Genomic DNA, 23,223 nt, shown 5'->3' with positions numbered 1-23,223 from the left:
CGCGCGCGGAGTTTCACAGGACATGGACAGCGCACGGGGATTTTCGGAAGACAGGGCGCGACCCAGCCTGCCGGTGCTGGGCGGCATCGTTCTGCTGCATGCCGCAGTGCTCTACGGGCTGATCCGCGCGTTCGCCCCCGACCTGATCCCGCTGGATCAGGACGCCGGCTTTGCCGCGTTCGACCTCACCCCGCCGCGCCCCTCACCCAGCCCGACACCGACCCAGACTGCCGCGGCGGCACGGGCTGTGGGCCCGCCAGAGGATGCCGCCGGTGCGCAAGGCGATCCGGGCGAGCGTGCGAAACCGCGCGAGGTTGCTGCCCCGCAGCCGCCGATCCCGCTACCCAGCCGCAACCCGGCGCCGCGCGCCGCCTCTACCGGCGATGCCAACCGCTCCGGCGCGGCAGACGCGGGCGAGGGCACCGGTGCATCCGGAGAGGGCAGCGGAACCGGCGCGGGCGGGAACGGGCAGGGCGGTGGTGGGGGCGGCGTAGTCACCCAGCCGGTGCTGACCCGCTGGATCAGCGACGTCTCCGCCTTCGGAATTCCGCCCGGCGGGCGTGCCGCGCGGGTCGGTACGCGCACGATCGTCGCGCTGGAGGTATCCGCACAGGGGCGGGTGACCGATTGCCGCGTAACGCGGAGCAGCGGCTTTCCCGAAACCGACGCCAAGGTGTGCGAGCTGTCGGCGACGCAGATCCGCTTCGAACCTGCGCGCGATGCTGCGGGCAATCCCGTGCCCTCGCGCTTCCTCTACCAGCAGCGCTATTTCGAGCGCCGGGGGAACTGACCGGCGCTGCTACGCGCCCTTGGTCAGCGCCTTCGCCAGATCGGACTTGTCGTAGGGCTTCTTCAGGATCGCCCGGGCACCCAGCTCCTCGAACTGCACTTCCTTCGCGCTGTATCCGGTTGCGAGCACGAACGGGACACCCCTGCGCGCAAGCTCGCGCGCGACCGGCTCGCTCGATTCCTCGCCGAGGTTGAAGTCGAGCACCGCGAAATCGGGCACCTCTTTCTCGATCGCCCGGAGTGCCTGGGTCACGCTGCCCGACACGAGCACCTCGGGCACGCCGAGCTCGCGCAGCATCTCTTCGGTATCGAGCGCGATGATCATGTTGTCCTCGATCAGCAGCACCCGCTGCGGCAGATCGGTCGCAGGTTCTGCGCCCGCACTCGCATCGGCGTGGTCTTTAAGGTCGCTCACCACATGATCCTTGTCTGTTTCTTCGAGGAAGCGTGCAGGCACGGTGAAGCGCGCTCTGAGGCCGCCCAGCGCGAAATCGACCTCGGCCTCACCCTGCAATTCATGCGGGATCGACTTCTCGATGATGGTCGTGCCGAACCCGCGCCGCTCGGGCGCGCGTACCGGTGGCCCGCCGCGTTCCTGCCAGCCCAGCAGCAGGTCGCCTGCCTCGTTTCGCTCCAGCGAGATCAGCAGATCGCCCGACTGGTCCGACAGGCTGCCGTACTTGGCCGAGTTGGTAATCATCTCGTGCAGCACCAGCGCCAGCACGGTGTAGGCCTGCGGCACGATCAGCACGTCGCGCCCTTCGACCGCCAGCCGGGTGGTCTTGGCACCGAGATAGGCGTCGGCTTCGTCCGCGATCAGCTTCTTGAGCGAGGTTGGACCCCAGTTGTCGCGGGTGAGGTTGTCGTGTGCCGCTGCCAGCGCGCCAATCCGCCCGCCGATCAGCGTGGTCAGCGTCGCCGCATCGCCCGTCTCGTGGCGCGACTGGTTGACCAGCCCGCGGATGAGATTGAGGATGTTGCGCACCCGGTGGTTGAGCTCGGCGATCAAGAGATCCTGCTGCTCGCCCGCGCGCTTGCGTTCCTGCGCGGCGGCATCAGTCAGCCTCAGGATTACCTCCAGCAGGGTGATCCGCAGCGTTTCGGCCAGATCCAGCTCCGCCTGGGTCCAGTCGGCGCTGCGCCCCTCGACCGTCTGCTGCCATGCAGCGAAGCTCTTGCGCGGGACGAGGCGTTCGCCCTCGGCCGTGCGTTCGACTGCCTTGTCCGGATTTCCCGCCCAGGTCACCACCTGTGTCAATTCGCGCCGCCAGAGGATGAAATAATCCCGGGCCTGGCGCGAGACCGGAATGATCAGCGCGCCTGCCGCCCGCGACGCAAAGGCCTGCGCCTCGGGAATCGCGCTTGCGAGATCGGTTCGTGCAAGGATGCGCCCGGCCGGCCCGCTGTTCAGAGCGGGCAGGATCTGGCGGAACTCATCTTCCGAGGGGGCATGGCCGCTCGCCCGGTAATCGCCGTCGATAAAGATGCTCGCCCCGTCGTGCGGGATCGAATCGCCGATCGACTGGCCGATCTGCTCGAGTGTTTCGCGCAGGTTTGCCCCTGCGGCGAGCCGGGTCATCAGCCGCTCGTGCAGGTTCTGCCCCAGCGCGCGCCGGGCCTCTCCGCTATCGTGCAGTGCCCGGTCGAGCGTCAGCGAAAAGAGCTGCGAGAACACCTCCGCCGCCGTCCGGTTGGAAAAGGCAAGCGCGCGAGGCTGGTAGTGGTGGCAGGCAAACAGGCCCCACAGCCGTCCGCGCACGATGATCGAGATCGAGAGCGAGGCGCGTACGCCCATATTGCGCAGATATTCGATATGGATCGGCGAGACCGAGCGCAGGGTCGACAGGCTGAGGTCGATCGGATCGCCATCGAGCCGCTGCCCCGGCACTACCGGAACCGGCGTATCGTTCACATCGGCAATGATCCTCAGACGGTTGCGCAGGTAGAGCGCGCGTGCCTGCTGGGGAATGTCGCTCTTGGGATAGCGCAGGCCGGAATAGCTATCGACCGCACTTTCGCGTGCTTCGGCAATGACCTCGCCCGAACCGTCCGGGTGGAAACGGTAGACCATGACCCGGTCGAATTCGAGCAGCGCCTTGAGCCGCTTCGCAGCGGCCTGGCAGATATTCTCGACTCCGTCGATGCCCTCGAGCCTGTTCACCATCGGCCGGATCGAGGCGACGTGATTGCCGAAGCCCGCCGTATCGTGCCGCTCGAATTCGAGCACCAGGAGCCCGGCAGTGCGGTGGATCGAGCAATCGAACCGGTCGCGCCCGCTTCCCAGAACCGCAATCGAGAAGACCCGCTCGGTATCGTCCGGTTCGACCAGCCACTTCGCCGCGTCCCGAATGGTCTCCAGCGTCAGTTCGGGCAGAATGGAGTCCAGCGAATCCCCCCGCGCAATCGCTTCCAGACCGAGGAATTCGGCAGCATTTGCGGAATGGTGGGCGATGTAATGGTCTGACGAGACGACCAGCATCGCGCCGAATGACTGGATATGGCCAAGCTGGTGGATCGGTTCGCGGTCGCAGCTGGTCAGATCGACCTGGGTTTCGACCGCACTCATGCAGCGATTGCCACAAGCTGGCGATCGGCTTCGCGCGAGAAATGGGCGAACACGGCGCGCGCGGCCCGCTCCGCACCTGGGTTGATCTCGTCGGAGGCGAGCAGCGGACGCAGCGCCTTGAAAAAAGCGGGCATCGTTTCATCGCGCAGGAACTGCATCGGCCAGCCTTCGGGCGCGCGGCCGGTCAGCTCTCGTTCCATCATCCGGTTGCCGAGCGAGGAGCCTGCCAGCACCCATGCCGCGCCGAGCCACGCGACCGGGCCTTCGTTGGCGTGGGCGAATGGGGGGACGTCCTCATCGAGCGCGTCGACCCCGGCGCAGCCGAGCGCGGCAAGATCGGCCTCGATCAGGCCTGTCTGCGCAGGTGGCAGCCATTCCGGCGGGCAACAGCGCGCCAGCCAGCTTTCCACGCCGATTCGCGCGCGCGATTGCACCCGCAGAAAGCAGGCGTAATCGTACCGATCGGCGAGATCGAGCCGACCGAGTGCATCGTCCAGTACCTGGTGATCGTCTTGTGTCGCTGCGCGCAGCCGAGCGCGCAACGCGGGTGCTGTGCCGCACCTGGCAGTCATTCGCGCGTTCCTCTTCCCGTCCAAAACTGAGCCTGTGCCACCAGCCACAAGGCGCGATAAGTTGTTCTATCCGCAAAGGAAGAGGTAAGTTCCCAGCCTAACCATTATCAAGTTAGGATTTCGGGCCGGAGAGCAGTTTGGTCCCTTTTTCGGTCACTGCCGCGGCGATCAGGGGTTTGAAGAAGGACAGCATCGGCGGCAGGTCGAGCGCGACCACCACCTGCTTTTCCTCGATCTCGATCGCGACGCGCACGGTCTGGCCCATCGCGGCGACCGACATCTTCATGCAATCCTCGCTCGGCCATTCGCTGGTCATCTCCGCCGCGCCGCCGGGCATGTGCTGCGGCAGTTCGGGCATGCGCTCGCGCAGGCGGCGGCGGACCTCTTCCTTCGGCAGGTCGTGCTTGATCGGCACTCGCATCAGCGGGGCGCCTCTTCGCTGGAGCTTTCAGTCGCCGCCGGCCCGTCGCCGTAGCGATAGCCGAGATAGCGGTGCTGGACGGCCAGATCGTCGAGCGCGCCGTCGGCGATCTTGCGATTGATCGAGTCGATCTCGCCGCTGATCTTGCTCAAGCCTTCAATCAGCCGCTCGTCGGCGGTCGCCCCTGCGTGTTCCTCCGTCCGCATGGCGGTGGGCACGCGGGTGTAGGACTGGACCATTTCGGGCAGCGTCTCGCCCACCAGTTCGCGAATGTCGCGGATCGAATCATGGCTGGCGGGCGCGGTTTCGAGCTGCTGGCCGAGCAGGTCGAGCTTGACGCCCAGATCGTCGACCAGCGCCACGGCGGGCGCGGGCAGGGCGGCGCGCTGCGATTCCAGCCACAGCTCCGTCCGGGCGACCATCTGGCGCGGTGTACCTTTGTTGAGGTCGCCGGCCTGCGGGATCGAGATGCGCGGAAAGACCGAGAAGATGCCCGCCGCCGCGACCAGTGCGAAGAAAGTGAGGACGATGCCGACAAAGCCGATCCCGTCGATCACGATCCCGGCAATGGTCGCAAAGGCGAGAATCGCCGCCGCCGCGATTACGATGTTGCGCAGCTTCTTCAGCCGATGCCGGTTGCGCACCTGCGCCGATTCGCGCCCGATCGCGGTCACCCGGCGGTGGCGCCCGCCGACCCGGTTGTCGATCAGCAGCTGGCGGCTGTCACTGAGCAGGCGCTCGCTGTCGCGGGTCAGGTCGTTCACCTAGCCCTCCAGCTTGAGCAGCGCGTCTTCGGATGCATCGAGCTGCGCCTGGGCCTGGGCCTGGCTTTCCGCGCGGGCGATATATTCCTTCGACTTTTCGACCTCGCTCGAAAGCGTGGTGACCGTCTGCTTCATCGTGTCGAGCGCCTTCAGCTTGAAGGTGTCGACCTCGTCCATCGTCGCGTAGATGTTCTGGAAGGCGTTCTGCAGAGTCTGCATCGGGATCGTGCTCGCGGCGGCCTGTTCGTGGATCTTGCCGGTCTGTTCGCGAAGCAGCTTGCCGGTCGAATCGATGATGCCCGCCGTGGTGTCGTTGAGCGCGGTGATCTGTTTCAGCACCAGCCGCTGGTTGGTCATCGCTTCGGCCACGGTCACCGCCGTGCGCAGCGCGCTGACGGTGGTGGTGCTGGCGCGATCGACGCCCTTCACCAGCTCCACATTGTTCTTCTTGACCAGATCGAGCGCGAGGTAGCCCTGCACCGACACGGCCATCTGCGTCAGCAGGTCCTGCGTGCGCTGGCGGACGTAGAACAGCGCGGTTTCCCGGATCGCCTTGGCCTTTTCCGGGTCGGTCGCGTCGAGTTCGTTGGCCTTGTCCTCCAGCCGTTCGTCGAGTGTCTTGGAGATGTGGATCATCTGCTCAAGCTTGCCCATGGCTTCCCACAGGTGCTGTCGCTCGACATCGATCGCGGCGTTATCCTTCTGCAATTCGGTGCGGCCCGAATGCAGCTTGTCGAGGATCGCCTGGATGTGGCTCTGCGCGCTCTGGTAGCTGCGGAAATAGCCCTTCAGGCTGTTGCCCCAGGGCAGCTTCGACAGAATGCCGCTCTTGCCCCGGCGCGCGGGATCGAGCTCTTCCACGGTGACGCGCAGTTCGGCGAGGTTCGCGCCCACGCCCTGGTCGCGGTCCATCGCGCGCACCGGCCGGTCGAGGAAGCGGTTCGACATCGAAGACGCCGCCGCGATTTCCTTGCGACCCATGTTGGAAATCTCGTCGACCCGCTTGCTGAACTCGGGCGAGCGGGTGTCATGCGCGATCAGATCGGCGACGAAGCTGTCGACCTTGGAATCCAGCTCGGTCTTCTTGCCTTCGTCGACCGGCACCAGTCCAACCGCCTTCTCCACATCCACGGTGGGGATCGGCTCGGGCGGGGTGAGGTTCAGCTCGGTCGCGGTTGCGGTGTCGCTCTGGGTCGCCATGAGAGGTCAAAAATCCTTCTGCTTCAATGACTGTATTAGTCGCGCAAGACACGCGTTTCAAGCTTTGGCCGGGCGCGTTTTCCGCGATATGGCGCACATATGCAATCGCCCACCAGTTCTCCTTCGCAGACGACGGACCAGTCTGTCGCGAATAATTCGACCGGCAAACGTCGTATCGGGATCGACTACGTGGCCAAGGCCTTCAACCGCTGGTGGACGATCGAGGTCGCAGGCACGGTCGACCAGCAGGCGGTGATCGAGAAACGGCGCGCGGAGTGCGAGCTGACCGGACGCTATGTCCTGATGGTCTGCATGTCGGCCGGCATCGCGATCCTCGGCATGCTGCTGTCCTCGCCTGCGGTGGTCATCGGGGCGATGCTGATCGCGCCGCTGATGGACCCCATCATGGGGGTCGGCTTCGCGCTTGCGGTGGGGGATTTCAGGTGGCTGGGCCGGGCCGTGCGCTCGCTGGTGCTGGGCACCGTGATCGCGATCCTGTTCTGCGCCTTGATCGTGGTCTTCTCCCCGATCCAGGTGGTGACGGAGGAGATCGCCTCGCGCACCCAGCCCAACCTGTTCGACCTGATGGTCGCGATCTTCTCCGCAATCGCGGGCGCCTACGCGGTGATCCGGGGGCGCGAGGGGACGATTGTCGGCGTGGCGATCGCGACCGCGTTGATGCCGCCGCTGGCGGCGGTCGGCTATGGTCTGGCGACGCTCAATTCGACGGTCTTCTTCGGCGCGCTGCTGCTGTTCGTCACCAACCTGACCGCGATTGCGCTGACCGCCACGGCTATGGCCCGCGGGTATGGCTTCAGCACCCGGCTGACAGAGAAGCAGAGCCGGTTTCAGGCCTTCCTGATCTTCGCGGCGTTCGTGGCGCTGGCCGTGCCGCTGGGCCTGTCGCTGTACCAGATCGGCTGGGAGGCGCAGGCGGAGCGCACGATCCGCGACGGTCTCTTCGATACCTTCGAGGGCAAGGCGCAGAGCGTCGACCCGACCGTGCGCTTCCTCGACGATTCGATCGAGGTCACCGCGCAGGTCTATACCGACACGCTGTTCCGCACCGCACAGGTGGAGGACCGCGCGCGGGCGGAGCTGGAAGAGGCTCTGGGGCGTCCGGTGAGCGTGCAGATCATGCAGGTCGAAAGCGCCGACGCGGTGGAGGCGCAGCGGCTCCAGCTGCGCGAGGCGAGCGAGCGCCAGCAGGATGCGAGGCAGCAGGCCGATACCATTGCGCAGCGGCTCTCGATCCTCGCCGGCGTGCCGGTGGATGACATCACCATCGATCTCCAGCGACGTCGCGCGCTGGTAACCGCGCAGCCGCTCGAAGGGGCGACGCTGGGTGCCTATCGGGAACTGGAACGCAGGGTCGCGGCGACGGAGCCCGACTGGGACATCCGCATCGTACCGCCATTGCGCGCGCTGCCGGAGATCACCTTCAACGAAGACGCAGAGCCCGATGCCGCCGGTCGCCGCGCGATAGGGCTGGCGATCTGGGCGCAGCGTAGGATCGGCATCCCGCTGCGCCTGCGCGGGCCGGAAGCGCAGGTTGCGAGCGTGCGGCAGGCGCTGGTCGAGGCCGGGATACAGCCTGTCGACGCGGTGGGCGGCGACGAAACCGGCGGCGTGCAGCCCGAATGGTTGCTTCCGGAATGATCCGCCGGGTTAGGGGTCAGGCCGCCAGGCTGTAGGGCTGGATTTCGCCGGAGAGGTACAGCCGCTTCGCCTTCGCGCGGCTGAGCTTGCCCGACGAGGTGCGCGGCAGGGTGCGCGGCGGCACCAGTTCGACCAGGCACTGCATCCCGGTGACCGATTGTACCTTCTCGCGAATCCGCTCGCGCAGCACGCGGCGTTCCTCGGGGTCGGAGACGCGGCAGTGGACCAGCACGGCTGGTGCCTCCTCGCCATCCTCACGCTCGACAGAGAAGGCCGCGATGTCGCCGTGGTTGAAGCCGGGGAGCTGCTCCACCGCCCACTCGATATCCTGCGGCCAGTGGTTCTTGCCGTTGATGATGATCATGTCCTTCGCCCGGCCGACGATGAACAGGTAGCCGTCGGCCATGTAGCCCATGTCGCCGGTATCGAGCCAGGAGCCCTTGCCGTCATCGCTCGGGATCAGGCATTCCTCGGTCGCTTCCTGATTGCGGAAGTAGGAATGCATGATGCTGGGGCCGCGGCACCAGACCTTGCCGATCTGGTGGTCGGACTTGATCTCGTTACCCTCGCCACGGATTTCGACCTCCATGTCGGGCAGCGGCCTGCCGCAATTGACGATCGCGCGATAGCGGGCGGGCCGGTTGAGATTGCGGCGCGCGCCAGAAAGGCGCTCTTCCTCGACCAGCTCGACCCGGATGCCTTCGCCCGGCGGCATCACGGTGACCGCCAGCGTCGCCTCTGCCAGGCCATAGCTCGGGGTAAAGGCGGATGCCTTGAAGCCCGCATCGGCAAAGGCGTTGACGAAGTTCTGCATCACGTCGGGCCGGATCATGTCCGCGCCGTTGCCCGCGGTGCGCCAGCGCGACAGGTCGAAGCGGTTGCCGACATCGCTCTGGCTGGAAATGCGGCGCGCGCAGATGTCGTAACCGAAGGTCGGCGAGTACGACAGCGTGTTGCCTTGGTTGCGGCTGATCAGATCGAGCCAGGCGAGCGGACGGCGCGCGAAATGCTCGGTCTTGAGATAGTCGATCGAGACCTGGTTGGCGATCACGCTGAGGAAACAGCCGACCAGCCCCATGTCGTGATACCACGGCAGCCAGCTGACCACGCGATCATTGGTGCCAAGGTCCATCGCGCTCGAATGGCCGTAGAGATTGTGCAGCAGCGCCTTGTGGGTCACCGCGACCCCCGTGGGGAAGCGGGTCGAGCCGGAGGAATACTGCAGGTAGCAGATGTCTTCCGGGTTGACCTGCGGCAGCTCGGCATCCGCCTTGTCGCGGGTTGCGAAGCTGTCCCAGTCGATCCCCTCGCAGCCCTGCCGGTCCGCTGCGGCCTTCGCCATCTCGTCGATTTCGGGCGGATAGATCAGGATCTTGGGGTCGGAACTTTGCAGCTGGACCACCAGCTGATCGATATAGCCGTCCTTGCCGCCGAAGCCGGTCGGCAGGGGCAGCGGAACGGGCCAGGCCCCGGCATAGATGCAGGCGCAGAACAGCGCGGCGAATTCGGGCGAGGTTTCCGCGATCAGCGCGACGCGATCCTGCGGCTCGATCCCCGATGCGACCAGCCGCTGCGCCATCTCCAGCGCGTCGGCGCGCATTTCGCGGTAGGTATAGGCCCGCTCCAGCGTGCCGCGCATGTCGTGGAAGTTGAGGCCCTTCTCGCTGCGCGCCGCGTAATTGATAGCCTCGCTGAAGGTGGCGAAATCGGCACGACGGCGCGGCAGCGCGCAATCATTGGGCGTGGGAGCCAGTTGTTCTTTGAGCATAGGGGTTATCGTCACCCGTTATCCGAACCGTGAAGAGATCTGGCGCGAATGCGCGTGGTCTGGGGCGGTCGTGCCAGCATTAACTTTCATCAATCCCTTCATGAGGGCGGTTCCAATCCTCAAGGAGTGTGGCATCATTATGTCCCATGGGCGAACCCCACCAGACTTCGCGACGCCAGCGAAAGCCTGTGCCGCCTTTGGACGGCACTTCGCTGCGCGATCTCGCGCTTGGCTATGCAGGCCGCTACGCGACCACTGCGGCCCGACTCAAGCATTATCTGCAACGCAAGTTGCGCCAGCGGGGATGGGCGGGGGATGATGAACCCGATCTTGACGAACTGGTCGAGCGGCTGGTCGAGCTCGGTTACGTCAACGACGAGGTCTTTGCAGAAGTGCGCACGCGCGACCTGCTCAGGCGCGGCTATGGCGCGCGGCGGGTGAGCCAGGCGCTGCACCATGCCGGCGTAGATACCGAGTCGCTGGAAGGCGTGGAGCCGAGCGAGGCGGAAGGCCGCGCCGCCGCGCTGGCCTTCGCCCGCAGGCGGCGGCTGGGCCCGTTCGGGGAGCGCCCGAACGATCCCAAGGGGCGCGAGAAGCAGCTTGCCGCGCTGGTGCGCGCGGGCCATGATTTCGACACTGCGCGGGCGCTGATCGACGCCGCGAGCGAGCAAGAGGCAGAGGAATGGGCATCGGACGCTGGGTACTGAGCGGGGCGGCGATGCTGCTGATGGCAGCCTGTTCGCCGCAGACCGCAACCGATTCGCAGGCGACCGGCGCGAGCGCGGCGTCGGAGCAGACGGTCCATCCTGAGTCGGGACTGGAGATCGTCCCGGTCACCATTTCGACTGGCAAGGGTGAGCATCGCTTCGCTGCCGAAGTCGCGGCAACGCAGGAGGAGCAGGCCCGCGGGCTGATGTTCCGCACCCAGCTGGGGCCCGACGAGGCGATGATTTTCCCGCGTCAGGGCGATGTCGCCAGCTTCTGGATGAAGAACACCCCGCTCCCGCTGGACATCATTTTTATCGGGCAGGACCGCAAGATCATCAACATCGCCGCTGAGACCACGCCCTATTCGCTCGACAGCGTCAGCGCGTTGGGGCCGACCTCCGCCGTGCTGGAGATTCCCGGCGGACGCGCGGCGGAGCTGGGGATCGGGCCGGGCGACGCGGTAGAGTGGTAGGGGCGAGTGGCCGGGCAGAATGCAGGGCCGAGTGCAGACCACGTGTGAAAGCGGCTTGGCCCGGCACCGGGCTTGCGCTAGTCCGCCAACCGCAATGAACATCCTCGGCAAGATCTTCACCTGGTGGGATGGCGCGACCATCGGCACCGCGCTGTTTACCTCGCGCAATGGCGAACACGTCGGCACCGACGCGTTCGGCAACAAGTATTATCGCGCCAAGGCGAAGCGGAAGCATACGCCCACCGCAGGGTCGTACACCGGTACCGAGCGGCGCTGGGTGATCTACGATGGCGCCAATGATGCCAGCCGCGTGCCCGCGGAATGGCACGGCTGGCTGCACGGTGCGGGCGAGGATGTGCCCGAGAGCCATCTGCCCCCGCCGCGCATCTGGGAAGCGGACTATTCCCCCAACGCCACCGGATCGGCGCAGGCCTACCTGCCCAGCGGCGCGCTGGAACGCGGCGGTCGGCGCGCGCGTGCGACCGGCGATTACGAGGCGTGGACTCCGGGCGAGTAATGACCATGCGCAGGCCTGTTTCCCTGCTGCTGGCTGCACTGCCGCTGTCCGTGTTGACCCTGGCGGCGTGCAACTCCGAAACGCCCGATCCCACCCCGATCGAGACCGAGGTTCCCGAAGAGCTGGCCAAGGGCGGCACCGCGACCAGCCGGCCTGATGGCGAGGATATCGGTACGCCGATGGCCGAGCGGGTGGCGACGATCGGCCTGCTCAACAAGCGCAACAATGTCAGCCGCGACTTCGAGATGAAGCCGGGTGAGGCGACTCGGGTGGGCGATGTGGTGATTCGCCTGCGCGCCTGCGAGAAGACCACCCCGTGGGAGCTACCGCAGGACGAAGGCGCCTTCGTGCAGGTGTTCGTGCGCGAGCGGCGCGGCGCGGAGACGGAGCGGAGCTGGAACAAGGTGTTCTCGGGCTGGCTGTTCCGCAATTCGCCCAGCCTCAACGTGGTCGAACACCCGATCTACGATGTCTGGGTCAAAAGCTGCGCGATGAGCTTCCCGGGTGAAGAGGAAGACTGAGCCGCCTCGGCCTGCACTTCGGCGAGCGCCTGCGGCAGGCTCAGCCGCTGCGGCCCGTGTGCGGCGTGGAGCCGTTCCAGATATTCGGACTGCGGGATCGGGATCGCGCCGAGCGAGGCGAGATGGCCGGTCATGAACTGGCAGTCGAACAGCTCGCATCCGGCGCGCTCCAGCAACGCCAGTAGCCAGCCGAGCGCAACCTTGGACGCGTCGGTGCGGCGGCTGAACATGCTTTCTCCGCAGAACACCCGGTCGAACGCGACTCCGTACACCCCGCCGACCAGCTCGCCATTCTGACGGCACTCGATCGAGTGCGCATGGCCGACCTCGTGCAGCCGCTGGTAACTCGCCGCGATCCGTCCGCTGATCCAGGTGTCCTCCGCATCAGCGCGCGGGGCTGCGCATTCGACGATCGTGCCGGCGAAATCCGAATCGACGGTGATGGTGAAGACATCGCGCCGGATCGTGCGGGCGAGCGAGCGCGAACAGTGAAAGCCGCCGATCGGAATGATTGCGCGCTCGCGCGGTTCGACCCAGAAGATATCCTGATCGCGGCGGCTTTCCGCCATCGGGAACAGGCCCTGGGCGTAGGCGGAGAGCAGGACCGGAGGGGGGACGATCGGCAGCATGGTCACCTGTTATTCTAGCACAGGCCATCGCATGCCATAAGATGCGCGAGATAATACACTGGACGCGCAAGGTGCTTGCCAATCCGTCGCCTGCGCCCTAGAGCGCGCATCCGCCTGCAGGGGTGTAGCTCAGTTGGTAGAGCATCGGTCTCCAAAACCGAGGGTCATGGGTTCGAGTCCCTTCGCCCCTGCCATTCCCTTCTCTACCGTCAGCCAAGCGGGGAATCGCGACGATGGAATACCTCCACACGATGATCCGGGTGAGCGATCTCGACGAATCGCTCGATTTCTTCTGCGGCAAGCTTGGCCTGGTCGAGGTTGCGCGTACGGAAGTGGAGGCGGGTCGTTTCACGCTGGTGTTCCTGGCCGCTCCCGGCGACGAGGAACGCGCGCGTGAGCACAAGGCGCCGACGGTCGAGCTGACCTATAACTGGGACCCGGAAGAATATAGCGGGGGCCGCAATTTCGGCCATCTCGCCTACCGCGTGGACGATATCTACGCGACCTGCGAGCGGTTGCGCTCCGCCGGGGTGACGATCAACCGCCCCCCGCGCGACGGGCACATGGCCTTCATCCGGTCGCCCGACGGAATTTCGATCGAGCTGCTCCAGAAGGGCGAATCGCTGCCCCCGCAAGAGCCGTGGGCGTCGATGGAAAACACCGGCACTTGGTAGCCTCATCGGGCATTGCGCCCCGATTGCCACACATCCGAAAAATCGAGGTTGCCGGGGAACCCTGCGGAATCGCTGGGCTTGAGCGTGGTTCGCGATCGCTCCCTTTTGTTCCCACAGCAATCTCGGGAACGGGACTCACGAGGCGTGCATTTTTCGCGGCATGATGCACTTCCGTGCCCCAATCAGGAGTTGACCAATGTCGAGCATGCCTTTTCGTAGCAGCCGTCCGGACAGCTGGACCACCCCTCAGCCGCACACCGACGCAACGATGCGGATGATGAAGTACGGCAAGATCCAGCCGATGCACCAGCCGACCTTCTGGGAACGGCTTTTCGGCGCGATCTGAGAATCGCGAAAACCCAAATGAAAAGGGCCGGAGCGCTTGGCTGCGCTCCGGCCCTTTTCCCTGTGGGGTGAGATTTCCCGCTAGTATTCCTCGGGCTCTTCCGGCGTGTCCGCGTGGAAGTCCTTGCCCGCCGTCCGGTTGCCGCGGGCCAGCGCAAAGACCACGCCCGAGAGCAGCAACAGGCCGAGCAGGTTGGGCAGCACCATCAGCGCGTTGGCGATGTCGCCCATGCGCCAGATCAGGTCGCTCTCGCGGCTCGCACCGATGAAGATGCCCACGCACCACAGCACTCGCCAGATCATGTGGAGGATCTTCTCCCCGCCCAGCGTCGATCCGGGAATGCGATCGTAGAGGAAGGTGATCGCCCGCTCGCCGTAATAGCTCCAGGTCAGCAGCGTGGTGAACACGAACAGCAGCAGCGCGAGGCTGGCCACCAGCGTGCCCAGCGGGATGCTGCCGATCGCGAAGGGGAAGGCGGCGGCGAACGCGCCGCTGGTCACCGCGAACCCGTCGAGGTCGGCCTGCCACGCATGCAGCACCGGCTGGCCGGCGTGGGTGAAGTTGCCTTCCACCGTCAGGATCACCAGCGCGGTCATGGTGCAGATCACGATCGTGTCGATGAAGGTGCCCAGCATCGCCATGCGGCCCTGGAACTCCGGATCATCGGTCTGCGCAACGGCGTGCGCGATCGGGGTGGAGCCCTGGCCGGCCTCGTTCGAGAACAGGCCGCGTGCCACGCCCGCCCGGATCGCGAGGATCACCGCCGCGCCGACGAAGCCGCCGCTGGCCGACTGCACGTTGAACGCACCGCCGAAGATGCGGCTGAAGGTTTCCGGGATGTCCTGGATGTTCAGGATGATCGCGATGATCGCCATCACGATATAGGCCAGCGCCATGATCGGCACGACGCTTTCGGCGACGCGGCCGATCGACTTGATCCCGCCGATGATGACGATGAAGACCAGAATCGCGACGATCAGCCCGCCGAGCCATTCCTGAATGCCGAACAGTTCGTTCAAGCCGTCGGCGACCGCGTTCGCCTGAATCGCGTTGCCGGTCACCAGACCGCTGATCAGCGTGCCGATGCAGAAGAACACCGCGAGCCAGGTCCACTTGGGGCCCAGACCCATCATGATGTAGCTCATCGGGCCGCCGCGATAGGTGCCTTCGCTGGTGGTTTCGCGATAACGGATCGCCAGCGCGCCCTCGGCAAAGGCCAGCGCCATGCCGAACAATGCGGTGACCCACATCCAGAAGATCGCGCCGGGGCCACCCAGCGCAATCGCGGTCGCGACCCCGGCGAGGTTACCCGTGCCGACCTGACCGGAAAGCGCGGTGGAGAGCGCGGCGAACGGCGAAATCTCGCCCGCGCCGCCTTTCTTGCGGCCAGCGAACAGGTTTTTCACCGCCGATCCTAGGTTGGTGATCGGATAGAACCTGAGGCCGATCATGAACCACAGGCCTGCGCCCAGCAGCACGATCGCTAGCGGCGGGAAGGGCAGCACCTCTACCCCGTCCCAGGTTCCGCCCCAGATAAAATCTGCGACATTGGTCACCGGGCCGAGCAGTCGCTCGTCCAGCGTCATCTGCGGATCCGCAGCCATATTCGAATTTCCCCCTGATGCGTCCCTTGAAGCGCGGGAGGCTATAACCGCGTGCCGGGCAGCGCAACGCATTTTCCCCGGTGCTTGCGTTTGCGCGTGAGCGGGCCTAGATGCGACCGGGTCTCTCGACATCGAAGCCGCAGACCCGCCCTCACGATCAGCCGATCATGAAGGCGATCCCGGCTTCCCGGAAGAGACGCGAAATTCTGGTTCGACACTCATCAGGTGGAAACGGCGGACATGGCCGAAAGCAAAGCCCAAACGAAGAAGCGCAGGACATCTCCCGGCGAATTCTTCAATCAGGTCAAGGCAGAGACGAGCAAGGTCGTCTGGCCGACCCGTCAGGAGACGGTCCAGACCGCGATCTTCGTCAGCATCCTGGTGCTGATCCTTTCGCTCTTCTTCCTCGGTATCGATACGCTCTTCGGCGCCGTCGTCCGCTTCCTTCTCACGCTCGCCTGAGGCCCGCAGACAATCAATGGCACGCTGGTACATCATTCACGCCTATTCCGGTTTCGAGAACAAGGTTCGCGACGCGATCATCTCCGAGGCTGAGCGCCTCGGCCTTTCCGAAGGGGTCGAAGAGGTCGAAGTCCCGACCGAGACCGTGACCGAGCTCAAGCGCGGCAAGAAGGTTCAGGTCGAACGCAAGTTCATGCCCGGCTACGTGCTGGCCAAGCTGAACATGACCGACGATATCTATCACCTGGTCAAGAACACGCCCAAGGTCACCGGCTTCCTCGGCGCGGGCAACAAGCCGCAGGCGATTTCCGAGAAAGAGGCCGCGCGCTATTTCGGCGGGGTGGAAGAGGCGAAGGCTGCACCCAAGCAGCAGGTTTCGATCGATTACGAGATCGGCGATCAGGTCAAGGTGCTCGATGGGCCCTTCGCCAGCTTCAACGGCGTGGTCGAGGAACTCGATTTCGACAAGTCTAAGGTCAAGGTCTCGGTCTCGATCTTCGGCCGTGCGACCCCGGTCGAACTCGACTTCGAACAGGTCGAACTGGTCAAGTAAGCCGCCGCCGGGCGCGTTGGATGAAGACGCGGCCCGGCATCTGCAATCGCAAGAAACGCTTTGCCAGCCGTGAGGCTGCCGAACGGGTGGCGCAGGCCGCACCGTTCACGCTGCGAGCCTATCGCTGCGAGCTGTGTCACCAGTTCCATCTGACCAGCCGGACCAAGGGGATGCAGATTCCGCGCCACGAACTGGGGCGGCCCGAACTCCGGCATTCCTGAAGCTGCCCGGCTAGCTCAGCCAGCCCAGGCTCTCGCTGTAGGCAAGGCTGAGCATCAGCGTGTCGACTGCCGCGTGGGCGAGGATGCAGGCCCACAGATTGCCGCGATTGGCGATCCGCAGCCAAGCGAGGAACAGCCCGACCGTCGCGGTCACCAGCACCCCGCCAAGCCCCTGATAGAGATGCGCCAGCCCGAAGATCGCGGCCTGGATGATCGCGGCGGGCCACTTCGCACCACGCATTCCGCGCAGTCGCATCAGCCGGTCCATCAGGAACCCGCGATAGAGCAGTTCTTCGCCGAAACCTGCGGCAAACCACGCGACCAGCACGATCCACAGCGCGAAGCTGACCGGGCCGGCCGTTGCCAGATCGGTAATCATCGAAATGTCGACCTTGGGCAGGTCCAGCGCATCGATCGCCATCCCGCCCAGTCCGAACAGCGCGACGATGCCTCCCAGGCCCAGCGCCGCCAGCCCCAGCGTGCGCCGCGGATTGACCGGCGGGCGGATGCTCCACGCGTGGCGCAGGCAACCGTCGGATGCCAGCCAGGCGCGCGCCACGATCAGCGCGGCGAGCATGCTGAGCACTGCGCTGGACAGCAGCATGGGATTGGTCATCACGAAATTCTGCGCGTCCCCGCCGCTCGCCAGCAGAAAGGCGAAGGGCACTGCGACCGAGACGCCAAGGTAAACCCCGGCGACGGTGGCAAGCTGAAGCACGAACCGCAGCCAGCTGAGGCGGCGAAGGCGGTTTCTGGCGAGGGAGCGCTGCTTCATCTAGTCCTATACGTGTAGGATTGCCTGCGGTTTCGCAACCGCCCGCTGGCCCCGGCGGCTTTCCTACTTCGACACGCTCTGCAATGATCGGCGCGGTGTTCCTTCAGGGACGATCGCGGTTCGGAAAAAGACGCCTGCAACGGTGTCGATGTGTCACCCCAGGGTGAAGCGCGGCTTGGGAAAAGGTTCGATTGTCAGGGCCTTGGAGCGGATCGGTCCAAGGTTGGTCCAGGGTGACACATGGGTGACACGTGTCACCCTGTCGCCGGGGCAGAAGCCCTTGCCTGAACCGGGCTGCTAACGCCTCGGAGCAATGGCTTTCCCGGCCGCGAATCGCTTGCATTTCGCGGCAAAATCGCTATCTGCGCCGCTTCCCGAGCACAGCTTTGGAAAACCCCATGCGGGAGGCGATCCCTGGATCGCCGCTCACCGCTTACCATGAGCGTGGTGCGAAATCGCTACGCGACAGTGAGAAAAGGAGGCCTCTCATGGCCAAGAAGATCGAAGGTTACATCAACCTTCAGGTGCCCGCCGGCACCGCCAACCCCTCGCCGCCGATCGGCCCTGCGCTGGGTCAGCGCGGCGTGAACATCATGGAATTCTGCAAGGCGTTCAACGCCGCGACGCAGGACCTTGAAAAGGGCGCTCCGATCCCGACCAAGATCACGGTCTATGCGGATCGCAGCTTCACCTTCGTCACGAAGTCGCCGCCCGCCAGCTTCCTCATCAAGAAGGCGATGAAGATCAAGTCGGGCTCGAAGGAGCCGGGCAAGAACATCATCGGCTCGATCAAGACCAGCCAGCTGGCCGAGATCGCCGAGACCAAGATGAAGGATCTCAACGCGAACGACATCGACCAAGCGGTCAAGATCATCGCCGGTTCCGCCCGTTCGATGGGCATCGAAGTGGTGGAGGGCTAACCGATGGCTACTTTGAGCAAGAAGCAGAAGACGCTGGCCGAGAAGCTGGACGCCGAAAAGCTGTACACCTTCGACGAAGCGCTTTCGACGCTGCGCGAGCACAAGGCGAAGTTCGACGAGACCGTCGAAGTCGCGATGAACCTCGGCGTCGATCCGCGCCACGCCGACCAGATGGTCCGCGGCATGGTTTCGCTGCCGTCGGGCACGGGCAAGACCGTGCGCGTCGCGGTGTTCGCCAAGGGCGACAACGCCGACAAGGCTCTGGCCGCCGGTGCCGACAAGGTTGGCGCCGAAGACCTGATGGAAGACATGCAGGCCGGCAATCTCGATTACGACCGCGTGATCGCAACGCCGGACATGATGGGTGTCGTCGGCCGTCTCGGTAAGGTGCTGGGCCCCAAGGGCCTGATGCCGAACCCGAAGCTGGGCACCGTGACCCCGAACGTGGAACAGGCCGTGAAGGACGCCAAGGGCGGCCAAGTCGAATTCCGCGTGGAAAAGCAGGGCATCATCCACTCCGGCCTCGGCAAGCTGTCGTTCAAGGACGAAGAGCTGAAGACCAACTTCAAGGCCTTCACCGACGCGATCGTCAAGGCGAAGCCGTCGGGCGCGAAGGGCAAGTACCTCAAGAAGGTCACCCTGACCTCCTCGATGGGCCCGGGTCTGAAGATCGACCTGAGCGAAGTCGAAGGCGCGTAAGCCTTTTACTTCACTGGAAATTTCAGGAGGCCGGGGCGGAAACGCTCCGGCCTTTTGCTATGCCTTGAGCAGCCTGCGCGCCGAAGCCAGCGAGCGATTGCCCTGCACCAGCACCTTGCCCCGGGCCACGCCCGCATCGAAACCGGCCCGCGCACCCAGCAGCATGCGGTTGGCGAGGGTCGGTCGCAGCAGCACGAAGGAACAGCAGGCAATGGCGTGTGTGCCGAACAGCGCCTTGTGCGCGCCTTCCCCCTCGGTGAAATCGAAGAAACGGAAGCGCTCTTCCTCGAACAGCATCCGCAGTGCCTCCATCTGCAGCACCGTCCCGGCGGACAGCCCTGCATGCGCGGGATCATAGCCGAGATGGGCATAGACCAGCGTGTCCCCGCGCACCGGCAGCGACAGGTACGCGACGGGCTCGCCATGCAGGAACAGCAGGAAACACCGCATCCGGTCAGCCGCAGCATCGGCCAGCATCGTGGCCCGCGCCTGCTCGCTATCGGGCAGCCCGGCATCGAGCAGCCGCGCCTGATAGGTCTTTTCCGACAGCGGCAGAGTCAGATCGAGAAAGCGCGCGACCTCCTCCGGCGTGCAATAGCTGCGCACATCGAGCGTGCCGCCATCGGCCTGCGCGAACTTGCGCGACTTGCGCCGCAGCGTGCTTCGCGTCTTGCCCGAAAAACGGGTGAGGTATTCGTCGAAACTGCCGTCCATCGCGATGTAGTGGCGGCGGAAATCCTCGCGTGCGCCCACGATATGACCGGGAAAGCGCGCCGCGATTGTGTCTGCCATGGCCACCGGCGCGGACAGGACACGTACTCCGTCGGCAGTCGCGTTTGCGTGGTCAGGCGTGCGCCCTACCAGCGCGTCTTCGAGTGAAAAGGCCAGCGGCGTGAGCATGCGCCTGGCCGAGAACAGCCGCCGCGCGCCCAGCGTGAAGGCGATCTGGACCGGCTCGGCGGCCATTACTGCGCGCCGTAGAGCGTGTTCGAAACCGCCTGTTCGGCATAGCGCAGGCCCACCGTCCACGCGCTGGCCGGGACCGGGCGGGGCATCTCCGAGCGCCGGAAGACCCTGACCGGGGGCGACTGGTTAAAGTCTGCGGTCCACAGACCATCGGTCTCTGCAAGGAAGCGGCACAACCCCTCGAAGCGATTGCGCACGACCTTGTTCACCGCGAGGCTGCGGCGGTTGATAAGCTCGAAACTGTGCGAAACGATGGTGAAGCAGGTCATCCGCCCGTCGCGGGCATGGAGCAGAGCTGCCTCCATCTCCTTCAGCGAAAGCGCGGTGATCTGCGCATGCCGAACACCGCCGCCGATATCGCCGACGCAGGACACCGGCACTTCGACAATGCCCTCGTAGAGCAGCGGCTGGGTGTCGGTTGCGCGCAGGTCGAGTGCGCTGTCACCATCGGAGATGCCAGGGGTATGGCTGCTGTCGTAGTGCAATCCTATCTCGTTGAGCGCGCGCAGGGTATCGCGGTTCGCACCATAATTGCCCGCGCGGAAGGCGACTGGCACCGGAGCCCCTGCCGCCACCAGCGTGTCGCGCGCCCATTCGAGGATGCGGCATTGCTCCTCGAACGCGAAGTCCTTGATATTGCGTCCGGCCAGTCCGTCGAATGGTCCGCCTGCCGGGGCCAGCCCAAGCCACTCGGTGTGGCAACGCAACTGCACCTCCTGCCCTGCGGCGAGGATTGGTGCGACCACATCCTCGATCGCGCCAACGCCCCAGATCAGCGCAGGCATCGGATCGACGAAGAACACCGCGCGCTGGCCGTATTGCTCCAGCAACTCCAGCTTGTGGGTGATCCCGGCAGGCCCATCGGGTGTGATGCATGCGATCGATCGCGCGAAGTTCTCCGCCCGATCGACCCGGCATGGCCGATGCGGCAGGGCGGCCGAATACTCGGTGTCGATGGTGAGGTAGACGCTGGTCATGGCATGCGCAGGTTAGCCACGTTTCGGTTAAGACGGGGTTCGCGTCGCCCTTGCGGCGTCAAATCCCGCCCGCGACCGGCGCGTGGCCTGCCTCGCTCAGGCTGTCGCGCAGGTCCTTTGCGCATGCCGCCAGCGCTTGCGCATCGGTCGACCGGATGACGAAGTTCGCGCCGACCTTGCCTTCGCGGAAGAACGGGTAGCTGCCGATCTGGCAATCCTCGTGCGCCTTTTCGATCTTGCGCAGCAGGCCCGCAACCTCGCTCTCGGCGGTCCAGCAGCCCATCGTTTCGCTGAGCAGCGGGGCACCGCCTTCAAGCGTGCCGGTCAACGCGTCGAGCATGCCTGCGGTGATGTGCGGCACGCCGGCCATCAGGAATACGCTGCCGATTCTGATCCCTGGCGCGCCGGACATGCGGTTGGGAATGAGTTCGGCCCCTTCGGGCACCCGGGCCATGCGCAGCCGGTCTTCGGTCAGGCCGCCCGGCTTGTCCGTGTAATAGCGTTCGAGGATCGCCCGCGCTTCGGGGTGGATCACCACCTCGCGCCCCAAGGCGGCGGCAACTGCGTCCACCGTGATGTCGTCATGGGTCGGCCCGATCCCGCCGGTGGTGAAGAGGTAGTCGTTGGCGCTGCGCAGCGCGTTCACCGCCTCCACGATCCGGTCCTGCACGTCGGGCACCACCCGCACCTCGGCCAGGCGGATGCCCTGAACCTGCAGCCATGCGGCGACCTGCGCGATGTTCTTGTCATGGGTGCGGCCGGAGAGGATCTCGTCGCCGATGACGACCAGCCCCGCGGTCCAGATACGTTCGCTCATAATGCTCTCAGGTGGTGCTGCCGGCGGTGGTCGTCCGGGCGGGTGCGGCGTCGCTCGCCGGGGCGTGGGGCAGCGCGCGGAAGTGCAGGATACCATCGTCGACCGGATCGCTCTTCATCTGCTTGCGGTCGACCCGGTAGTCCTGGTTGAGCCGCCACGGGAAGCCGACCGCGTTCTTCGGCATGATCGCCTTTGAGCGCTGGATGTAGCCGGACGAGAAATCGAAGATGTCGTCCTCCTCCAGCGCGGCCTCGTCTGCCGCCGAGAGAGCGGGCACCGCGATGTCCATGCCCTTGGCGTCCATCATGTTCAGCACATCGCACACATAGGCCGCGTTGAGGTCCGCGCGCAAAGTCCAGCTGGCGTTGAGATAGCCGAACACCACCGCGAGGTTGGGCAGGTTCGAGAACATGCACCCCTTGTAGTAATAGCGCTGCGAGAAATCGACCGCCTCCCCGTCAACCGAGATCGCGATCTTGCCTGCCACGGCCAGCTTCAGCCCGGTCGCGGTAACGACGATGTCCGCGCGAATCTCCCGCCCGTCCTCCAGCACCACCGCGTCCTTTGCGAAGCGGGCGATGCGCCCGGTGACGACCTCGGCCTGCCCATTCTTGATCGCCTCGAACAGGTCCGCATCGGGCACCAGGCACAGGCGTTGATCCCACGGATCGTAAGGCGGGGTGAAAGCTGCCTCGTCGTACTTGTCGCCCAGATGTTCCTGCATCTTCTTGGTCAGGAACTCCTTGACCTTCTCCGGCTGGCTCTGCGCGCGCTTGAAGCCGATGTCCTGCATGACCACGTTTTTCCAGCGGGTGATCCTGTAGGCGGTTTCCTCGGGCAGGACCTTGCGCAGGAAATTGGCGAGCCCGTCGCGCGCGGGGCGGCTGAACATCCAGGTGGGCGTGCGCTGGAGCATCGTCACCTTGGCCGCCTTGCCTGCCATCGCGGGCACGATCGTCACCGCGGTCGCGCCCGATCCGATCACCACCACGTGCTTGCCCTCGTAGGGCAGGTCTTCTGGCCAGAACTGCGGGTGGACCACTTCGCCCTCGAATTCGCCCAGCTCGAAGCCGGGGTCGTAGGGTTCGTCATAATCGTAATAGCCCGAACCGAGATAGAGCCAATTCGCGGTCAGCCGCTTGTGCTCGCCTTCGGCGGTTACGACGGTGACGATCCAGCGCGCGGTGCTGCTGTCGAAATCCGCGCTCTCCACCTTCAGCCCGAAGCGGATGTTCTCGCGAATGCCGCGCTCGTCGACGATGCGGTTGAGGTATTCGAGGATGGAGGATCCGTCGGCGATGCTCTTCTCGTGCCGCCAGGGCTCGAACACGAAGCCCAGCGTATGCATGTCACTGTCCGAGCGCACGCCGGGGTAGCGAAACAGATCCCAGGTCCCGCCCAACCGCTCGCGCCTCTCGAGGATGGCGTAGCGCTTGTCCGGGCATTGCGCTTCCAGATGGGCGGCCATGCTGATGCCGGAAATGCCCGCGCCGACAATCAGCACGTCGAAATTGGTGTCACTACTATCCATCGCCCATCGCTCTCCGTCTTTGTTCGCAACCTATCGCATGATCCGCCCGATGGCGAGAGGGTGGCTGACGCCGCTGCGCATCGTGGCTAGGG

Annotated in this window: 26 protein-coding genes and 1 tRNA gene; 14 read left to right on the top strand and 13 right to left on the bottom strand. The window is 65.3% G+C overall.

Going from position 1 to position 23,223, the window contains the following annotated elements:
- The first annotated feature begins 22 nt into the window (after positions 1–22).
- Positions 23–790 carry a TonB family protein gene (locus VO57_016565; protein ID XBL69721.1) on the top strand — a complete coding sequence of 256 codons (768 nt, stop codon included), beginning with the start codon at positions 23–25 and terminating at the stop codon, positions 788–790.
- Positions 791–799: 9 nt separating this feature from the next.
- Here VO57_016565 and VO57_016560 read toward each other — a convergent pair whose 3' ends face one another.
- From VO57_016560 to VO57_016540, 5 genes are all read right to left on the bottom strand, one after another.
- On the bottom strand, positions 800–3,355 hold the full coding sequence (locus VO57_016560) for an HWE histidine kinase domain-containing protein (GenBank protein ID XBL69720.1): 2,556 nt from the start codon (positions 3,353–3,355) through the stop codon (positions 800–802).
- Entirely contained in the window at positions 3,352–3,927 is a 576-nt protein-coding gene (locus VO57_016555; protein ID XBL69719.1) for a biliverdin-producing heme oxygenase, read from the bottom strand. The genes VO57_016560 and VO57_016555 overlap by 4 nt, the downstream gene beginning before the upstream one ends.
- Before the next feature lie 112 nt (positions 3,928–4,039).
- A complete protein-coding gene (locus VO57_016550) occupies positions 4,040–4,348 on the bottom strand; it encodes a polyhydroxyalkanoic acid system family protein (protein ID XBL69718.1) in 309 nt (102 codons plus the stop codon).
- Entirely contained in the window at positions 4,348–5,112 is a 765-nt protein-coding gene (locus tag VO57_016545) for a hypothetical protein (protein XBL69717.1), read from the bottom strand. Before VO57_016545 ends, VO57_016550 begins: the two co-directional genes overlap by 1 nt.
- Positions 5,113–6,312: a toxic anion resistance protein gene (locus VO57_016540; GenBank protein ID XBL69716.1), complete on the bottom strand. Its 1,200-nt coding sequence runs from the start codon at positions 6,310–6,312 to the stop codon at positions 5,113–5,115. It abuts the gene before it with no gap.
- 99 nt (positions 6,313–6,411) lie between these two features.
- Between VO57_016540 and VO57_016535 the strand changes: the two genes are divergently transcribed.
- On the top strand, positions 6,412–7,971 hold the full coding sequence (locus VO57_016535) for a TIGR00341 family protein (protein XBL69715.1): 1,560 nt from the start codon (positions 6,412–6,414) through the stop codon (positions 7,969–7,971).
- A gap of 16 nt (positions 7,972–7,987) precedes the next feature.
- Here the strand turns inward: VO57_016535 and VO57_016530 are convergent, their stop codons facing one another.
- The gene (locus VO57_016530; protein ID XBL69714.1) at positions 7,988–9,739 is read right to left on the bottom strand and encodes a fatty acyl-AMP ligase; all 1,752 of its coding nucleotides are present in this window, start codon (positions 9,737–9,739) and stop codon (positions 7,988–7,990) included.
- Positions 9,740–9,927: 188 nt separating this feature from the next.
- On the opposite strand from VO57_016530, the gene VO57_016525 reads away from it, so the two are divergent.
- From VO57_016525 to VO57_016510, 4 genes are all read left to right on the top strand, one after another.
- Positions 9,928–10,446 (top strand): RecX family transcriptional regulator, encoded by a 519-nt coding sequence (locus tag VO57_016525; protein ID XBL71364.1) that lies wholly within the window; start codon positions 9,928–9,930, stop codon positions 10,444–10,446.
- The gene (locus tag VO57_016520; protein ID XBL69713.1) at positions 10,422–10,919 is read left to right on the top strand and encodes a DUF192 domain-containing protein; all 498 of its coding nucleotides are present in this window, start codon (positions 10,422–10,424) and stop codon (positions 10,917–10,919) included. Before VO57_016525 ends, VO57_016520 begins: the two co-directional genes overlap by 25 nt.
- Before the next feature lie 94 nt (positions 10,920–11,013).
- Positions 11,014–11,436 (top strand): NADH:ubiquinone oxidoreductase subunit NDUFA12, encoded by a 423-nt coding sequence (locus VO57_016515; GenBank protein ID XBL69712.1) that lies wholly within the window; start codon positions 11,014–11,016, stop codon positions 11,434–11,436.
- Positions 11,436–11,957, top strand: coding sequence for a DUF2155 domain-containing protein (locus tag VO57_016510; GenBank protein ID XBL69711.1), 522 nt, complete (start codon positions 11,436–11,438; stop codon positions 11,955–11,957). Before VO57_016515 ends, VO57_016510 begins: the two co-directional genes overlap by 1 nt.
- On the opposite strand, the gene aat is transcribed toward VO57_016510, so the two are convergent.
- Complete coding sequence (gene aat / locus VO57_016505) at positions 11,900–12,586, bottom strand: leucyl/phenylalanyl-tRNA--protein transferase (protein ID XBL69710.1); 687 nt, start codon at positions 12,584–12,586, stop codon at positions 11,900–11,902. The two genes, VO57_016510 and aat, sit on opposite strands and share 58 nt — an antisense overlap.
- A gap of 118 nt (positions 12,587–12,704) precedes the next feature.
- Between aat and VO57_016500 the strand changes: the two genes are divergently transcribed.
- From VO57_016500 to VO57_016490, 3 genes are all read left to right on the top strand, one after another.
- Positions 12,705–12,780, top strand: a tRNA-Trp gene (locus VO57_016500).
- A 39-nt stretch (positions 12,781–12,819) separates the two neighbouring features.
- Positions 12,820–13,260 carry a VOC family protein gene (locus tag VO57_016495; GenBank protein ID XBL69709.1) on the top strand — a complete coding sequence of 147 codons (441 nt, stop codon included), beginning with the start codon at positions 12,820–12,822 and terminating at the stop codon, positions 13,258–13,260.
- Positions 13,261–13,456: 196 nt separating this feature from the next.
- Complete coding sequence (locus tag VO57_016490; protein XBL69708.1) at positions 13,457–13,606, top strand: hypothetical protein; 150 nt, start codon at positions 13,457–13,459, stop codon at positions 13,604–13,606.
- Positions 13,607–13,686: 80 nt separating this feature from the next.
- On the opposite strand, the gene VO57_016485 is transcribed toward VO57_016490, so the two are convergent.
- On the bottom strand, positions 13,687–15,210 hold the full coding sequence (locus VO57_016485) for an alanine/glycine:cation symporter family protein (protein ID XBL69707.1): 1,524 nt from the start codon (positions 15,208–15,210) through the stop codon (positions 13,687–13,689).
- A gap of 240 nt (positions 15,211–15,450) precedes the next feature.
- On the opposite strand from VO57_016485, the gene secE reads away from it, so the two are divergent.
- From secE to VO57_016470, 3 genes are read left to right on the top strand one after another with little or no spacing between them, the layout of a single operon-like run.
- On the top strand, positions 15,451–15,672 hold the full coding sequence (secE, locus tag VO57_016480; protein XBL69706.1) for a preprotein translocase subunit SecE: 222 nt from the start codon (positions 15,451–15,453) through the stop codon (positions 15,670–15,672).
- Positions 15,673–15,688: 16 nt separating this feature from the next.
- Positions 15,689–16,225, top strand: a complete 537-nt coding sequence (gene nusG, locus VO57_016475) for a transcription termination/antitermination protein NusG (GenBank protein ID XBL69705.1) — start codon at positions 15,689–15,691, stop codon at positions 16,223–16,225.
- Positions 16,226–16,245: 20 nt separating this feature from the next.
- Positions 16,246–16,446, top strand: a complete 201-nt coding sequence (locus tag VO57_016470; protein ID XBL69704.1) for a hypothetical protein — start codon at positions 16,246–16,248, stop codon at positions 16,444–16,446.
- Positions 16,447–16,456: 10 nt separating this feature from the next.
- On the opposite strand, the gene VO57_016465 is transcribed toward VO57_016470, so the two are convergent.
- A complete protein-coding gene (locus tag VO57_016465; GenBank protein ID XBL69703.1) occupies positions 16,457–17,221 on the bottom strand; it encodes a type II CAAX endopeptidase family protein in 765 nt (254 codons plus the stop codon).
- Between the two features lie 488 nt (positions 17,222–17,709).
- On the opposite strand from VO57_016465, the gene rplK reads away from it, so the two are divergent.
- Together rplK and rplA are read left to right on the top strand one after the other, a co-directional pair.
- Entirely contained in the window at positions 17,710–18,141 is a 432-nt protein-coding gene (gene rplK, locus VO57_016460; GenBank protein ID XBL69702.1) for a 50S ribosomal protein L11, read from the top strand.
- Between the two features lie 3 nt (positions 18,142–18,144).
- Entirely contained in the window at positions 18,145–18,840 is a 696-nt protein-coding gene (gene rplA / locus VO57_016455) for a 50S ribosomal protein L1 (protein XBL69701.1), read from the top strand.
- A gap of 57 nt (positions 18,841–18,897) precedes the next feature.
- Here the strand turns inward: rplA and VO57_016450 are convergent, their stop codons facing one another.
- Genes VO57_016450 through VO57_016435 form a run of 4 tightly spaced genes read right to left on the bottom strand, consistent with a single transcriptional unit; the run spans position 18,898 to position 23,131 of the window.
- A complete protein-coding gene (locus VO57_016450; GenBank protein XBL69700.1) occupies positions 18,898–19,806 on the bottom strand; it encodes a GNAT family N-acetyltransferase in 909 nt (302 codons plus the stop codon).
- On the bottom strand, positions 19,806–20,783 hold the full coding sequence (locus tag VO57_016445; GenBank protein ID XBL69699.1) for a polysaccharide deacetylase family protein: 978 nt from the start codon (positions 20,781–20,783) through the stop codon (positions 19,806–19,808). The genes VO57_016450 and VO57_016445 overlap by 1 nt, the downstream gene beginning before the upstream one ends.
- A gap of 58 nt (positions 20,784–20,841) precedes the next feature.
- A complete protein-coding gene (locus VO57_016440; protein XBL69698.1) occupies positions 20,842–21,600 on the bottom strand; it encodes a molybdopterin-binding protein in 759 nt (252 codons plus the stop codon).
- 7 nt (positions 21,601–21,607) lie between these two features.
- The gene (locus VO57_016435; protein ID XBL69697.1) at positions 21,608–23,131 is read right to left on the bottom strand and encodes an NAD(P)/FAD-dependent oxidoreductase; all 1,524 of its coding nucleotides are present in this window, start codon (positions 23,129–23,131) and stop codon (positions 21,608–21,610) included.
- Between the last annotated feature and the right edge of the window lie 92 nt (positions 23,132–23,223).

It is taken from the genome of Citromicrobium bathyomarinum (genome assembly GCA_001306305.2).
Lineage (GTDB): Bacteria > Pseudomonadota > Alphaproteobacteria > Sphingomonadales > Sphingomonadaceae > Alteriqipengyuania > Alteriqipengyuania bathyomarina.
Note: the sequence above shows the minus strand (reverse complement) of the source record. Positions and strands in the feature narration are given on the sequence as shown.